The sequence below is a fragment of the Phaeobacter gallaeciensis genome (assembly GCF_001678945.1).
In the GTDB taxonomy this organism is placed as follows: domain Bacteria; phylum Pseudomonadota; class Alphaproteobacteria; order Rhodobacterales; family Rhodobacteraceae; genus Phycobacter; species Phycobacter gallaeciensis_A.
The window spans coordinates 1028276-1042566 of sequence record NZ_CP015124.1 but is presented as its reverse complement, the minus strand read 5'-3'; the positions used below and the strand labels follow the sequence as shown (position 1 = coordinate 1042566).

At 61.5% G+C, this 14291-nt stretch carries 17 protein-coding genes and 1 tRNA gene; 13 read left to right on the top strand and 5 right to left on the bottom strand.

Features of this window, described 5'->3' with window-relative positions; translation table 11 throughout:
• Positions 1-95 precede the first annotated feature (95 nt).
• A complete protein-coding gene (locus tag JL2886_RS05015; RefSeq protein ID WP_065271013.1) occupies positions 96-1013 on the bottom strand; it encodes an SPOR domain-containing protein in 918 nt (305 codons plus the stop codon).
• Between the two features lie 248 nt (positions 1014-1261).
• On the opposite strand from JL2886_RS05015, the gene JL2886_RS05010 reads away from it, so the two are divergent.
• Positions 1262-1351: transfer RNA gene (locus JL2886_RS05010), tRNA-Ser, on the top strand.
• 80 nt (positions 1352-1431) lie between these two features.
• Here JL2886_RS05010 and JL2886_RS05005 read toward each other — a convergent pair.
• The 4 genes from JL2886_RS05005 to JL2886_RS04985 form a co-directional block, all read right to left on the bottom strand.
• The gene (locus tag JL2886_RS05005; RefSeq protein WP_065271012.1) at positions 1432-2430 is read right to left on the bottom strand and encodes a tyrosine-type recombinase/integrase; all 999 of its coding nucleotides are present in this window, start codon (positions 2428-2430) and stop codon (positions 1432-1434) included.
• Positions 2424-2630: a hypothetical protein gene (locus JL2886_RS05000; RefSeq protein ID WP_065271011.1), complete on the bottom strand. Its 207-nt coding sequence runs from the start codon at positions 2628-2630 to the stop codon at positions 2424-2426. Before JL2886_RS05000 ends, JL2886_RS05005 begins: the two co-directional genes overlap by 7 nt.
• An 874-nt stretch (positions 2631-3504) precedes the next feature.
• A complete protein-coding gene (locus tag JL2886_RS04990) occupies positions 3505-3783 on the bottom strand; it encodes a hypothetical protein (RefSeq protein ID WP_065271009.1) in 279 nt (92 codons plus the stop codon).
• Positions 3784-4104: 321 nt separating this feature from the next.
• A complete protein-coding gene (locus tag JL2886_RS04985) occupies positions 4105-4368 on the bottom strand; it encodes a helix-turn-helix domain-containing protein (RefSeq protein ID WP_065271008.1) in 264 nt (87 codons plus the stop codon).
• A 304-nt stretch (positions 4369-4672) separates the two neighbouring features.
• On the opposite strand from JL2886_RS04985, the gene JL2886_RS04975 reads away from it, so the two are divergent.
• The 12 genes from JL2886_RS04975 to JL2886_RS04920 all read left to right on the top strand — a co-directional run bounded on the left by JL2886_RS04975 (position 4673) and on the right by JL2886_RS04920 (position 14213).
• Positions 4673-4996 (top strand): hypothetical protein, encoded by a 324-nt coding sequence (locus JL2886_RS04975; RefSeq protein WP_065271006.1) that lies wholly within the window; start codon positions 4673-4675, stop codon positions 4994-4996.
• On the top strand, positions 4996-5259 hold the full coding sequence (locus tag JL2886_RS04970; protein ID WP_237028423.1) for a hypothetical protein: 264 nt from the start codon (positions 4996-4998) through the stop codon (positions 5257-5259). Before JL2886_RS04975 ends, JL2886_RS04970 begins: the two co-directional genes overlap by 1 nt.
• Positions 5256-5702 carry a hypothetical protein gene (locus tag JL2886_RS19330; protein ID WP_133245399.1) on the top strand — a complete coding sequence of 149 codons (447 nt, stop codon included), beginning with the start codon at positions 5256-5258 and terminating at the stop codon, positions 5700-5702. Before JL2886_RS04970 ends, JL2886_RS19330 begins: the two co-directional genes overlap by 4 nt.
• Positions 5703-5754: 52 nt before the next feature.
• The gene (locus JL2886_RS04960) at positions 5755-6393 is read left to right on the top strand and encodes a hypothetical protein (protein WP_237028422.1); all 639 of its coding nucleotides are present in this window, start codon (positions 5755-5757) and stop codon (positions 6391-6393) included.
• A 180-nt stretch (positions 6394-6573) separates the two neighbouring features.
• Positions 6574-7155 carry a hypothetical protein gene (locus JL2886_RS04955; protein WP_065271003.1) on the top strand — a complete coding sequence of 194 codons (582 nt, stop codon included), beginning with the start codon at positions 6574-6576 and terminating at the stop codon, positions 7153-7155.
• The gene (locus JL2886_RS04950) at positions 7152-7886 is read left to right on the top strand and encodes a hypothetical protein (protein WP_082996000.1); all 735 of its coding nucleotides are present in this window, start codon (positions 7152-7154) and stop codon (positions 7884-7886) included. The genes JL2886_RS04955 and JL2886_RS04950 overlap by 4 nt, the downstream gene beginning before the upstream one ends.
• 107 nt (positions 7887-7993) lie before the next feature.
• Positions 7994-8395, top strand: coding sequence for an HNH endonuclease signature motif containing protein (locus tag JL2886_RS04945; RefSeq protein ID WP_065271002.1), 402 nt, complete (start codon positions 7994-7996; stop codon positions 8393-8395).
• Positions 8396-8488: 93 nt separating this feature from the next.
• On the top strand, positions 8489-8926 hold the full coding sequence (locus JL2886_RS04940; protein WP_065271001.1) for a P27 family phage terminase small subunit: 438 nt from the start codon (positions 8489-8491) through the stop codon (positions 8924-8926).
• Positions 8913-10580: a terminase large subunit gene (locus JL2886_RS04935; protein ID WP_065271000.1), complete on the top strand. Its 1668-nt coding sequence runs from the start codon at positions 8913-8915 to the stop codon at positions 10578-10580. Before JL2886_RS04940 ends, JL2886_RS04935 begins: the two co-directional genes overlap by 14 nt.
• A complete protein-coding gene (locus JL2886_RS04930; RefSeq protein ID WP_065270999.1) occupies positions 10577-11857 on the top strand; it encodes a phage portal protein in 1281 nt (426 codons plus the stop codon). Before JL2886_RS04935 ends, JL2886_RS04930 begins: the two co-directional genes overlap by 4 nt.
• Complete coding sequence (locus tag JL2886_RS04925) at positions 11854-12786, top strand: S49 family peptidase (RefSeq protein WP_065270998.1); 933 nt, start codon at positions 11854-11856, stop codon at positions 12784-12786. The genes JL2886_RS04930 and JL2886_RS04925 overlap by 4 nt, the downstream gene beginning before the upstream one ends.
• Positions 12787-12890: 104 nt before the next feature.
• Complete coding sequence (locus tag JL2886_RS04920; RefSeq protein ID WP_065270997.1) at positions 12891-14213, top strand: phage major capsid protein; 1323 nt, start codon at positions 12891-12893, stop codon at positions 14211-14213.
• The last annotated feature ends 78 nt before the right edge of the window (positions 14214-14291 follow it).

The window sequence follows — 14291 nt, the reverse complement described above, 5'->3', positions numbered from 1 at the left end:
GTCAGTTTCAGTGCGGATTTGACAAGATCGATCACCGGTGTGTCATCCTTGTTGGTCTGTGTGCAGGCGACGCGGGGCTGGGAGCGTCATGCAGGTCAATTGGTCACCGCGTAGGCATCCGAGAAGCCAGCCTGTTTGACGCTTTTCAGCAGCTGGCTGCGCTCGCTCTTGGTCTGTGCCGGTCCGACGACAACGCGCCAGAAGGGTTTGCCGTTGGAAGATTGCTCATAAACGATCGGGATCATGCCTGCATTGCGCATCTGACCTGCGGTGCGATTGGCGTTTGCCTCGACGCTGAAAATGCCGATCTGGATGTAAGGTTTTTCAAGCGGCGAAACGCGTGTTTTTGGCGTCGCGGGCGTGGGCTGTGGTTTTGCAGGTGCAGCCGCTGGGGCTGCATCAGGTGCGGGCGCATCGATAGCTGCTGCAGCCCCGGCGATCGGGTCCAGCGGTGCCTCTGCTACCGCATCGGGCGTCAGTGCCTCGCTCTGTGCCGTGGTATCTGCGGCATCCTCCGCCGGTTCTGCAGCGACCTCTTCCGGTGCGGTTTCGCGGCGCAGGGCGGTGACGTTCAGTTCGACCGGGGCGCCTGCCAGCATGCCCAGAGCCGCAGCCGCATCCGAGGAGGCCTGAATGCGCGGTCCGGGAATTTCACGCTCGCGGCGGAACAGGGCGCCGATTACGAATTTTCCATTGGCGCTGTTGCGGATGATGACCCGTTCCGGATCCTGCGCATCGGGGTGGGCCACCCAGACACCACCAAGGGAGGGACGCCCGTCCCAAAGCCCGGCCTCGGTCACCTGAAACACATCCGGGGATTCCACGTCGCGCTCCACCAGTTTGGTGCTGCTGGCGGATGTCGGCGCTGTGTCGGTCGCAGAGGCTTTGGGCTGCAGGAACGGCAGCCCGGCGCCGTCTTCACAGGCGGTCAGCATCAGCAGACATAAAGCAGACGCGCAGATCCGCGCGCCGGTTTTTCCGATTGGCGTGGCCCGAGTTCTGGCCTGTGTCATGGTTCTTCCCTTGCCTGTGCTCAAAGCGGCGATGCGCTGCTTGCCGGGTTCCCGGTCATCGTTTGATTTTGCAAATGATAGCCTGCGTCTTCTTGCATGAAAACCCTGTCCCCAAGCGGGCGGCACAAAAGCATGGCAATTGGCATTATTTCGCGTGCGTTTACATCGGGCGCAGCTCCTTGTTCGAAAAAGATGGCACGATTTTCTCTTGCACGATGTGCTGGCGCGGCCTAAACCGCCAGCGGACCGGGGAGGTGGCAGAGTGGTCGAATGCGGCGGTCTTGAAAACCGTTGAACGTGAGAGCGTTCCCAGGGTTCGAATCCCTGTCTCCCCGCCACTAAATCAAATAGTTAGCTGCCACCTGACTAGCCTGCTCCGCAGGCTGAATTTCAGGGTTTCCCAAAAAGTTTCCCGCGTTCACGATCTGTTTTTGCTCTGTTCCCGGAGGCTTTGGGCCTCTTTCGCCAGGCGTTTCTGACTCGCGCCTTTCGAATACTTTTGCACCATCGACAGGCTTTTGTGGCCTGTGATCGCGGCGATTTGCTGGTCCGTGCAACCTGCTTCTGCAAGTTCACCGGCAGCACTGTAACGCAAACCGTGCAGCGAATATGCGGTCAACCCGGCAGATTTCCGAACGGCCATCACCTTCTTTTGCAGTTGGTCATACTTCAGCGGCTGCCCGGTATCGCTGGCAAGGATATGGCGCGCGCTGTCGCGCCGGGGCGCTGCCAGAGCGGCTGCGAGGCGCGCCGTAAAGGGGATCCAAAGCCGGGCTTTGGTCTTGCCCTGGGTTACCCAGATCCCGTCATCCTCAATATGGCTCCATTCCATGCGTGTGAGATCGGAGGCGCGCTGTCCCGTTCCCAGCGCCAACTCGAAGATCAGCAGCTCAAGGCCGTCTGCATGTTCGCGGTAGAGTTCAATTGCCGAGGCAGGCCAGGGCTTGTGCCCTTCGCCGGTTTGGATCTTCGCAATACCCTTTGCGGGATTGTCGCGCTGCCAGTCCAGGTCAATGGCATGTTCGAACAAGATGGACAGCATATGGGGAATGTAGTTCGCGAAACGCGCCCGGTGCCGGTTTGCCATCTGCGCCTCGATGATGGTGGATCGGCGCATCTTGGTCGGGTTCTTGCTGCCCACTGTGTCTGACAAATATTCAAGGACTTTGGAGTAATCCGCCCTGGTGCGAGGGGCCAGGCGGTCCCATTTGGGCGATTGTTTGTAACTCAGGATCAGCTTTTCGAAGGTGAACTTCTGGGACAGGCTGCCGCCGCCGCGCATCAGGCGCCAATATTCCCGATCATATTCTTCGCTGTTCGGATCGTCTGGCAGGCGCACATACTGCCCATCCTTGCGGAAATATTGGTATTTTCGGCCCTTGACCGTTTTGGTCGCAGTGAACTTCTTCCTCACCATTTCACATCCTCGAAACCGTCAACGAGGTCGCCGCGCATCACGGCTCGGAGCTCTTCCGTGTCCCATCGTTGAAAAGGGCCAACCTTACGAGGGCCGGGCAACACGCCATCCGCCACGAGCGAGAGGAACTCGGGCACCTTCATGTCCAGAAGTTTTGCAGCTGACTTTTCCCCGACAGCTAAGGGTGTGAGGTTAGCCATCTGTTTTCCTCCGGGTCATTCTTTTGCGTGTGGTTCGTGCGGATCCGGCATGCATTAGTTCTTGCCATTGGCGCGGCGCATACGGCGGATGCATCGGTTCATGATTTTTTGTCGTTCATTTATGAGCTGGTTCAGGGCATCCTGTTTGCGCTGGATCCGCGTATGGAGTTTTGCCAGTCGTCTGACTTCCAGATCATTGGCGAAATGCAGCCACAACGCCCGTAGGCCAAAGGGCTGTGTTCCCGAGGCTGGCCTTGTGCTTTTCGACTGTACAGCGGCAGGTGGTGTACAGCGTTCTGCTTCTGTCGTTCTGTTCAAAGCGCAGCCTGCCCATTGTAGGGGCAGTCCGGGCGGTCATCTGTTGCGCGGCGGGACGGGTCGGCCCGAAAACCTTGCCGGGCCGCGCGTAGCCATCCGCGGATAGCATCGGTCCGGCTGGCACCATGTGCCGTCATGCCGTGCAAAGAGGCCCACCAGTGGCTTGCATCATAATCCCAGCGGCAGTCCGCGTGTGGCGGGGTCAGAGTGCCGCCTGCCTTCCTGAACAGGGCGGCGCGTCTGAAGAGGGGCGTATTCGCTAGCTGCTGCATGTCTGAATAGATTTGTTGTTGGTGTGGAGATGCGGTGTTTCGCATTGGGGCCTCGTCTTTGATGCGCGGGCGACTTGATTTGGAGGATTGCGCCGCCCGCGCTGATCCGCGCCTTCGGGGACCGGGCGCGGAAACTCTGTTGATCAGCGGCGCAGGCAATCCTCCAGCCCGCGCCGCTTAGGTGGTTGTGTCAGTGGGAGGGCGCGGGTGGGCCGCGCTGAGTTGCCTGTGTCGTTCGATGTTTGCCGTGAGTGACAGCAGGAGGAGCGACAGACCGGGCCGGGTCAGGCCACATGGCGGCGGATCGTCAGGCTTTTCGCCTCGATCACAGCGCGGGCTTTCTGGCCCGCGCGGGCCAGGATCTGCTCTGTCGGTTCTGGCGCGGGGCCGGGCCGGTCCACAAGGTGCTGGGGGTGCAGGCGAGCAGGATCAAACCCCTGGCCGCGCCCGGCTTTCATGGCCGCCCATGCTGCGGCGAACTGGTCAGGGTCGTCAATGTAGTCTGCCGGGGATCCCACGATCCGGCGGGCGTCCCGCAGCACGGTGTTCTTAAAATCTTGCATTCAATCCTCCATCGGTTGATGGATGTATTGATAATTCACAAAAAGTGGATATTGCAATAATAAAATCACAAAAAGTGGATTTTTGGAGGTAGGGATGCATCGGGGCAGGAAAATACTGGTGCTAGCGGGGCCTCAGAAGACCGATTGACCAGCATGTGTTGGAAGTTCTACTTCTGGGTTAAAAAAGAGAACAAAGCGGGAACACTTTTCGGGCAAAGAGCGTATGAAGGCAGTAGACAAGAGATTGGACAGGATGATTGAAATCGCAGACGAGCTAGGCGTTCCCTTGGATCACGTCGTGAAACACATAGGCAGGTGCAATCAGAGCACCTTTGAGGCGGTCTCTGAAAGGCCGTCTCTTCTCCCACGATATATGAAGTCCAGAGTCACGCCGTAGGTCTCACAGAGCTTTTCGGCGTTTTCTACGGGAATGCGCCGTAGCCCTTTTTCCCAGTTGTTGACCTGAGTCGCATTGAACCCGTGCTTGGTCGCCCATTCCTTTTGGTTCGCGTCGGGAGCGAACGCTTTGCGAATGGCGACCAGGCGATCAGCGATCTCGGGGTAGGTTTTGTTGGCGATGTTCATGGGTTCTTTGGATCACATTTTGTGAATTCTAGGCAAACCACAAAATGTGGACTTGAGATAATCCACAAAACGTGGATATTGCCAGCATGATGAATGTCACCCAGATAGCCGATGCGATCGGCCGAAAAGAAATCGCCGACACTGTCAGCGTTCGACCAACAGCCGTAAGCAACGCCATCGCGCGGGGTGCTTTCCCTGCGTCTTGGTACTTGAGCATAAAGGTTTTGTGCGAGGCACGGGGCCTGAAGTGCGAAACAGCTTGGTTTGCGATGGTTCAGCCGTCCTCGGGTAAGGGGGCTGCAGCATGAGCCGCCCGCGTCTAACCCTGATTGTGAGCAATGATGTGCCATGCAAACAGCTTGGCACGTCTGACGATACAGCGTCTTGGTCAAATCGGTTTGACCCCTATGCGCTGAAATCCACCGCAGCGGATCTATGGTCTGCCTATTTCCACGAGCGGTTCAACAGCCCGCGCGAGGTGGCGCTGTTTTGTGATGTCAGCTTCCAGACGGCGCTGAACTGGTGGGGCGCGGTTACAGCCCCTACCAGCCACATCGCGTTGCTGGTGATGCTGACGGATCCCGGCGCGCCGGGGTTTTTCCAGGATGAGATGAGGAGGGCGGCGTGATGGCGCAGATCCCTTCACCTCGCATTGCGCGGATCGCCTATCAGATTTGGTGGTTGATCGAGGAGACCTCGGGGGAATGCACCCTGCGGGACATGACCACGTTCACCGGGGCCTCGATCCATTCCTGCTCTCAGATCTGCCGGTATCGCGGCTGGAGCGGACGGTACCGGAAGATGGCGTGCAGCCATGCGGTGGACAATGGCCCGCAGATGATCGGCGCTTTCGATGATGAGCTGAGCGTATTGAGCGGGGAGGCGGCATGACCAGAAACTATCCGCCTCAGCCCGCTGGACTGGTGCCATTTTTTGAATGGATTGCCGAAATCTGCGTCCGGTTTCATGACGAGTATGACGCCGCGCAAGGTGTTGGGGCGCATCTTTTGGCAGCTATCTGCCCAGATCCAAACGATCCTGCTTCAGCGTCTCTTCCTCCCCCAGAAGAAAGCGCCAGATCTGCGTTCGAAGCGGCGATTTTTTCTTTGCCATTGCCCGCCGAAGTAGCTGGCGCTCTGCGTGAGATACCCTTCCGGCAAGGAGGGGCCGTACAACGTTTAAGGCCGTTTCAAACTCGTCATTCTGCGCTTGGAGATATTCAAGGCGCTGTTTCAGCTGTGCAATCTGTCGTTCAGGCATCAAACTCTCCACTGGCTAAAATCACTCAACGTATGGGTGAGTCAAATAGCGACGCACAACGGGAGTCAAGATGATGGCTGCTGTCTGCGTAACTCCTGTGGGGCTTTTTATCGGGAGTGTAATGGAATGAACCAGGAGCGTGCATTCCGCATGGTCGAAGCCGATGAGCTTCCTGAGTATCCGCTGGGGGCCGAGGACCGGCTTGATAGCCATTACTTCATGGCATGGGAGCGGCGGCGCTGGCTGAACTCCGACATGCGCTTGAAGGGCACGCCCGAGTGCCGCGCGCTCTATTTTGACCTGATCAACATCGCCTATGACCAGACGCCGGTGGGCACGGTTCCGCAGGATCTGGAAACGCTGGCCAAGTTGCTGATGGTCGATCCGGGTCACTTCCGGGCGCTGTGTAAGCTGGACTATGGCCCGCTGCACAAGTGGACGCCCTGTATCTGCGAGGGTGGTGAGGTGCGGTTGATGCACCCCATGGTGTTGCGCACGCTGACCGAGGCGCTGTCTCGCAAGGAAGACAATCGTGCCAAGCACGAGGCCGCGAATGCGGCCAAGCGGTTGCAGCGGCTCAGGATCACCGTGGCGGGCTACCATGCCGAGCTTGCAAAGAACGATGCGGCCATTCGCTGGATGGACGAATGGCTGGTCCAGGAGGGCTGCGAATACCGCAATGCCAGCTGGATTGAACGCGCGATGCGGTCCTGGTCGACGCATATGTTCGACCTCGGTCAGGCGCGCAACGGCTCCCTCCGATAACTGTCTCAACACTGTCCGAGACTGTCCGGCGGACAGTTCAAGACAGTCTCGGACAGTCTCAGACTGTCCTGCACGACAGGGATAGAGACAGAGACATAACAAAACAGAAGGCCAGTCGCCGGACGGTCTGAGGCCGGTGGCTGTGGATAACTCGGAATTGCTGAGAAATGAGGTTTAGAGATGGACATGAAGGAGCAGGCGGCGGGCGAAAAGCGGGTGCAGGTGCATCTGATTGATCGGCTGGTTCGTTTGGGGCTGGTCAAGCCTTCGGGCATGACGGTGGCGCAGTTTGATGTGATGCTGGAAGAAGTGCGGGGAAAGCTGGCCTATATGACAGAGCTGAACCTGCAGGCCCTGGCTGAGCATGTCGGCAACCTGGCAGGCGGGAAGAACAGGGATCGGTTCCCGATCGCGGCCAAGATCCTGAAATGGGCGGCGGACATCCAGCCTCCCACCGATGACGCATCGCCTCTCTTGCGGGCTGTGTTCGCCGGTGAGTTGGGTCGGGCAGCCATGGCAGAGGACTTTGGGCCGGAACTCCTGGTGCATGTGCGTCGAAGCCGTGCCTGGCCCAAGGGTCACGATATGCGGTTTATCCGGGAAAGGGCAGCGGATGCCCGGCGCCGGATCGCGATGATCGAAGAGAACGAGGGCAGGGGGCGCAGCCCGAGCGATGAGGATGAGAGGCTCCGCGCGGGTCGCGCCCGAGCTGCAGAGAAATGTCGGCAGATTGTTCGTCTGGTCTCGGAGGGGGTGCAGTGACGGAACAGGTTGTGATTGTCTCGCCGTCCGGTGTCGCCCGTCTCCAAAGGGAGGCCGAGCGGATCGCGGCGATCAAGGCGCGGGGCGCTGTTCCGCGCCAATGTGGTGACGCGATCCCAGAGGCGCCTGCGCGCGGGGCCTTTCAGGTGTTTGAACCTATGCGGCTTTGCCCGGTTGGCGCGGATGATTATGAGGCGCAGCCGGTCGGATATCGGGGCCGCTCGGCCATTCGCAATGCGGATGTGTTCGATGTGATGGCGGCAGCGGCGGCGCGAAAGAAGAAGCCGGCGCCCTTCACGCTTGGGCAAATCGCAATGGGGCGCCACTATCGCGATCTTGTAGAGCGTCATGCGACTGCCGGGGTGCGGTGTTCATCTGTGGAGGCGCTGCGGACAGGTGGCAGCGGCCAGGGCGGTGAGTTTATCGACGCAGTTCTGCGGGATCGCGATGAAATTGATCTGCTGCGGCGGCGCATCGGGACCGGGTCTGCGATTGAGGTCCGGCGGGTGCGTCCGTCAAAGCGCGGCTCTAGGGTCTCGATCACAAACCGGCGGCTGGTCGATATGGTCTGCATTGAAGACAGGAGCTTGCGCGAGGTTCTGGAGGCGCATGGCTGGTCTGTTTATGGCGAGACAGTGAAGGCGGTACGTGCTGCTCTGGCTAGTGTTTTGGATCGGATGGCTGGCCCGGTTCGAACCGGCAGGATCCACACGCTGCACAAAGGGGCTTGACCGTTACCTCAACTGCATGCCAGTAGATATGCATCATCACGAAATGCGCCCACGGGAAACCGGCGGGCGCTTTTGCGTTGGTGCTTCCCGAAATGTGAGGTGATGTTGTGGCGCGGCTGAAGATCTGCGCGGCGTCGGGCTGCGAGGAATTCGCACTGCCTGGGCTGCCGCATTGTGAGGAACACGAGGCGGCGCGGCAGGCCAAGCTGAAGGAGCGGCGGGCCAAGGCGCAGACCTCGGAGGCGGCGCTCGCCGGGCGCAGGCTCTATGCCTCGGCCAAGTGGAGAGCCGCGGCAAAGGCTTTCCTGCGCAGGCACCCGCTATGCATGGATTGCGCTGAGTTGGGCGCGATCGAACCGGCAACGGATGTGGATCACATCAAACCGCACAAGGGCGATCGCAGAGTGTTCTGGGATCGGTCGAACTGGCAGGCGCTTTGCCATCGCTGCCACAGTCGAAAGACGGCGCGCGAAGTCTTTCACACCCCCCGGGGGGTATCTGAAAACTAAGGCCAATCTGCCCCAAACCGGCGGGGGAACCTTTGTTTTCACAAGCGCGAATTTGGAGAAAAAAGCCCACCCTTTGATGATGGAGAAAACGGGATGAAGGGGAAGAAACCGAACCTGCAGAACGTGGTTCCCATGAAAGGCGACATTCAGAAGCATGTGCCGGAGGCGCCGGAGTTTCTGGAGGATGAGGCTCGCAAGGTCTGGGATGAGCTGGCGCCGGAGCTGGTGAAGAAAGACCGGCTGGAGCCGCTCTATGAGTACCAGTTTGCGAGCTACTGCGTGTGCGTTGCGAACTTCATCGCGGCCTCGGCCTGCTTGGCGGTCGAAGGCCTCTATTATGAGACCAAGACCCGCAACGGGATCCAGCAGAAGAAGCGGGCTGCCTGGGGGATCCAGCAAGAGGCGATGGCGGGCATGCGCCGGGATGCGGCGCTGTTCGGTCTGTCTCCGGTCGATGAGGCGCGCCTCGGCGCCGGTGGCCAGGGTGATCTGTTCGACCAGGTTATGGCGCAACTGAATGGAACCGATTGATCACCCGGTATCCCGCTATGCCATCGGGGTGGTGGAGGGCGATATCGTCGCCGGTGATCTGGTGCGGATGGCTTGCGAGCGGCACCTCATGGATCTGGAGACCGGCGCCGATCGCGGGCTGGTCTTTGACTGCGAGGCGGCCAGCCGGATCATCCGCTGGGGCGGGATGCTGCAGCACACCACCGGGCCGATGGCGGGTAGGCCGCTGAAGCTGGAACCCTGGCAGGAATTCCGGCACGGGTCGGTGTTCGGCTGGAAGCATGCGGAAACCGGGCTGCGCCGGTTCCGGTCCACCTATCACCAGGTGGGCAAGAAGAACGGCAAGACGACCGACACGGGCGTGCCGATGCTCTACACGCAGCTGTTTGATGGCGAGGCAGCGCCGCAGGGATATTGCGCGGCCACGACGAAGGATCAGGCGGGGCTGCTGTTCAAGGAAATGAAGCGGATGATCAAGCGATCGCCGTTCCTTGGTCAGGTGATGAAGGTCTGGCGGACCTCGATCGAGACGCCGCGCACGGATGGGCTGATCGCCTGTCTGAGCCGGGATGGCAATTCGTCGGACGGGATCAACCCGAGCTTTCTGGCCCGGGATGAAATGCACCGCTGGACCGATCGGGAACTGGCGGACACGATCGTTGAATCCATGATCGCGCGGGATCAGCCGATTGACTGGGTGATCACCACCGCCGGGCAGGACCGGGCGTCCTTGTGCGGCGAGCTGCGCGACTATGGCGAAAGCGTTTTGCGGGGCGCGGTCGAGGATGACAGCTTTTTCGGGTTCATCGCGGAACCGCCGGCCGATTGCGATCCGGCAGATCCGAAGTTCTGGGCCATGGGCAATCCGAACCTTGGGGTGAGCAAGAAGGTCGAGGCGATGCAGGACACGCTGAAAAAGGCGCTGGCCATTGCGGGCCGGATGCCGAACTTCAAGCGGTTCCACCTGAACCTCTGGACCGAGGGCGCAGAGACGTGGATCGCGCGGGATGTCTGGGACCAGGGCATGGCCTGCGCGCCGTTTGATCCGGCCATGCTCTACGGGCGCAAGGCCTGGGTGGGGCTGGATCTGTCGAACAAGGTGGACACCACCGCCATCGTGGTGGCGGTGCCGGTGGATGGGCTGATCTACCTGATCACCTATACCTTCATTCCGGAGGGGCCGAAGGGGTTCATTCAGCGGGCGCAGACGGAGAAGCGGGAATATGTCGGCTGGCGCGATCAGGGCTGGCTGGAGGTTCACAAGGGCGGGACGATCGATGACGACCAGCTGGTCAACCGGCTGGAGTGGATCCGCAAGGCGTTTGATCTGCAGGAGGTCGCTTATGACCCATGGGGCATGAAGTACCTGGCGGACAAGCTGGACAAGCGACGGTTCCCGATGGTCGAGCACCGGCAGGGCTATGCCTCGATGTCGAACCCGATGAAGCGGTTTGAAGAGAAGGTCGCCCAGAACAAGATCCGGCACGGGGGCAATCCGGTGCTGGGCTGGCAGGTTGGTAACGTCCACCGGGACGAGGATGCCGCCGAGAACGTAAAGCCGAACAAGAAGAAATCAACGGGCCGCATTGATGCGGCGGTTGCCGCCATCATGGCGCTAGGGCGCGCCGAGGTCGGGGAAGAGAAACGCAAGGCGCGGGAAGTCGAGGTCGTATGAGGTTCTTTGGATGGGATATTGCGCGCGGTTCGGATGAGACCGTTGTGCAGCGCGTTGAACCGCCTGTCATGGCTGCGGCGGCGGAGACCTCGGGCACGGCCAGCCCGCAGCCCTGGATTACGGAAATCGGCTGGAGTGGCAGGGGCGGCCCGGTGAACAAGCGGCTGCCGCGCGTAACGCCGCAGCGGGGTGAGCAGCATGGCACGGTCTTTGCCTGTTGCAACAACATCGCCGGGGATCTCTCCAAGGTGCCGCTGAAGATCTGGGAGCGCAAAGGCGACGGGCAGGAGGTGCGGGTGCGTGATCACCCGGCGGCCTATCTGCTGAACGTCGAGGCCTCGGACGGCGTGCCCGCGAAAATCATGCGCTTTGCCCTGGTCTATGCCTGGGCCTTGCGCGGCAACAGCTTTGCCTATGGGCCGCGCGATGGGGGCGGCGAGTTGGAGATGATCGAGCTGATCGACCAGACCGCCTGCACCCCGCTGAGGGCTGGCCGGTCGCGGTTCTATGACTTCACCGATGGGGCCGGGGTACAGCGGCGCGCGGCCAGCCGGTCGATGGTGCATCTGCGCTACCTGGCGCTGGATGGCTGGGCAGGCCGGTCCCCGCTGCAGGTTGCGGCGGAATCGGTTGGCCTTGCCTTTGCCGGGCAGGAATCGGCGGCGCGGTCGGTCTCGGGCGCCCATGCCAAGGCCTTCATGAAGCTGGGCGATCACTATGAGGATGATGAGGCGCGCAGCCGCAATGCGCGGCGCCTGAAGGAGCATCTGACCAATCCGCAGTCCGATGGGATCCCGGTTCTGGGGCCGGATGATGACATCAAGAGCCTTGACCTGACGGCTGCGGACCAGGAGCTGCTGGCCAGCCGCAAGTTCGATCGCGAGCAGCTGGCCGCGATTTACCGCATGCCGCCGTCCAAGCTGCAGATGCTGGAATATGGCGTGAAAGCGAACGGCGAACAGCAGGCGATCGACTATCTGACCGATTGCCTTCTGCATTGGTCCGGATTGGCCGAGCAGACGCTGGCGTTGTCGATCCTGACACGGGGCGAGCGGGAGCGCGGGTTGTTCCTGCGCCATGACTTCGGCGCGCTGCTTCAGCCGACGATCAAGGATCAGATCGAGGCCGTCACAAAGGCGGTTGGCGGGCCGGTCTACACGCCAGACGAGGGGCGCGCGAAGCTTGGCCTGCCTCCGACCAAGGGCGGGGACAAGATGAACCCGGCGCCGAACATGACGCGGGACGATAGCAAGGACACGAAAGGGAAAGACAAATGAGCCGCACGACTGTTGCCGCCCTGATGGGCGCTGCGCCGCTGGCGATTTCCGAAATCGGCCTGCCGATGCTGGGTCTCAACCTTCCTGCACAGGAGGTTGCGGCGCTGCCGTCGATCCAGGCGGCTGGTGAGGGGATCACGTTTGAACGGGGCCAGCGCTTCGCCATTCACCGCGGCATTGCCTACGTGCCGGTCAACGGCATTCTGACCCCGAATTCTGCGGTGCTGGAGCGTTTCCTCGGCTGGTCCACCTATCACGGGCTTGCGGAAACCATGGCTGCGATCATGGCCAGCGATGAGGTGCAGGCGGCGGCGCTGCTGTTTGATACGCCCGGCGGATCGGTGGTCGGCATTCAGGCGGCGATCGAGGCGATCCGCGCGGCGGTGCTGGTCAAGCCGGTGCATGCGCTGGTGAACCCGCTGGCGGCCTCGGCGGGCTATTGGCTGGCCAGCCAGTGCAGCGACATCACCCTGACGCCCGGGGGCTGGGTTGGATCGGTTGGCACGATGCTGACCGGCGCGCAGCCGATGCAGCCGGGATCGGGCGGCGATCAGGTCTTTATCCAGACCTCGGCCCATGCCGGTGCCAAGCGGCCTGATCTGTCCAGTGAAGAGGGGCAGCGCCTGTCGCAGATCCGGCTGGACCAGATGGAGGCGGAGTTCCTGGCGGATGTTGCCGAGGGACGCGGCATTGCTGCGGGCGATGTGCCGGGACGGATGAGCCGCACGGACAGCGATGCGGACGGGGGCGATGTGTTCTGGGGGCAGGACGCGATTGATCGCGGTCTGGCCGATGGTCAGGAAACCCTTGCGGAGTTCCTGACCCGCATCGCGGAAGTTTACGCGCCGCAGCCGCAATCACAGACCCGGCGCCGGTCGGGCGCCTACCTGGCCAAGGCCCGGGCCGCACAGGCGCAAGCCTCTCTCTGACTTCTCATTGGCAGTTTTGCCGGTGATCACCTCGCAGCGCAGGCGGCGGGGTCTTTGGGCTGCGTGATTGCAGCCTGTTCCATGTGACAAAGGAGACAAGCACCATGGATATCAATGATCTGCGCCGCATGCTGAAAGCGGCAGCGGGAAAGATGGAAACCACCGCCCAGGCGATCGAGGATCTGGAGGCTGCGGGTAACGCAGAGGCCAGCGCGATCGAGGCGGCGCAGGCTGAATTTGACGCTGCCGAGGCGGAGTTCAAAGGGCTGCAGACCCGCGTTCAGCGCGCCGAAGCCGTGGAGCAGGCAAAGGCTGAGACCGCGACCTCGGAGCTGAACACTGGCGGCAGCAACCCGGGCGCCGGGACCGGCGCCCCTGCGCCCGCACAGGCCAAGGCCGCGGGGCAGGAGGGGATCGAGGTCGGGTTCATGGCCCATGCCCTGATCAACGCCAAGGGAGACCGGGACAAGGCGGTGGAGCGGCTGGAGCAGGACGGGCACAGCGCCATCTCTGCGGCCCTGTCGGGGGCCAGCGAAAGCGCTGGTGGTGTGACCCTTCCGCGCCCACAGGGGCAGGCGGTGATCGAGCTGCTGCGCCCGAAGGTGACGGTGCGCGCATCGGGCGCCCGGGTGCATGACATGCCCGCAGGCGAGCTGCGCAATGCGCGGCAGGCGACGCCCTCCAGCGCGGCCTATGCCGGGGAAAACGCGGCCATCGTGGAAAGCGAGCCGACCTTTGACAAGGTCGAGGAGAAGTTCCGCAAGCTGACCTCGCTGGTGCCGATCGGCAATTCCCTCCTGCGTCATACCAGCGCCTCGATCGCGCTGATGGTGCGGGATGATATCATCAAGGAAATGGGCCTGAAGAACGATCTGGCCTTCCTGCGTTTTGATGGCACCGGCAATCTGCCGAAGGGCCTGCGCCAGTGGGCGCCGGTTGCCAACTGGGCCACCATCGCGGTGAAGGATGCGGCGACGGTCGAGGCGGCGATCCGCGCGATCGTCAGCAAGGTGGAGGATGCCGATGTCGGCCTGATCAATCCGGGCTGGATCATGCGGGCCAGCGCCAAGAACTTCCTCGCCAGCCTTCGCTGGGCCAATGGCTTCAAGGTCTTCCCGTCGATCGATGACAATGGCACCCTGCACGGCGCGCCCATCCGCACCACCTCGCAGGTTCCTGATAACCTTGGCGTTGGCGGCGATGAGACCGAAATCTATTTTGCCGACTTCAGCGAAATCATGATCGGTGACTCCCAGCAGATCACCTTGGCGTCCAGCACCGAAGCCTCTTACGTCAACCAGGCGGGCGATACGGTCTCGGCCTACCAGAACGATCTGACCCTGATGCGCGCCATTGCAGAGCATGACATGGCACCGGCCCATGACGCCGCGATCGCGGGTTTGAACGGCGCAGGCTGGACCCTCTAAGGCCGCTTCAAAGCGGATGCAGCTTCGGCCCTGGCGGTGATCGCCGGGGCTTTTCTCTTTCTCCAGATATCAAGGATT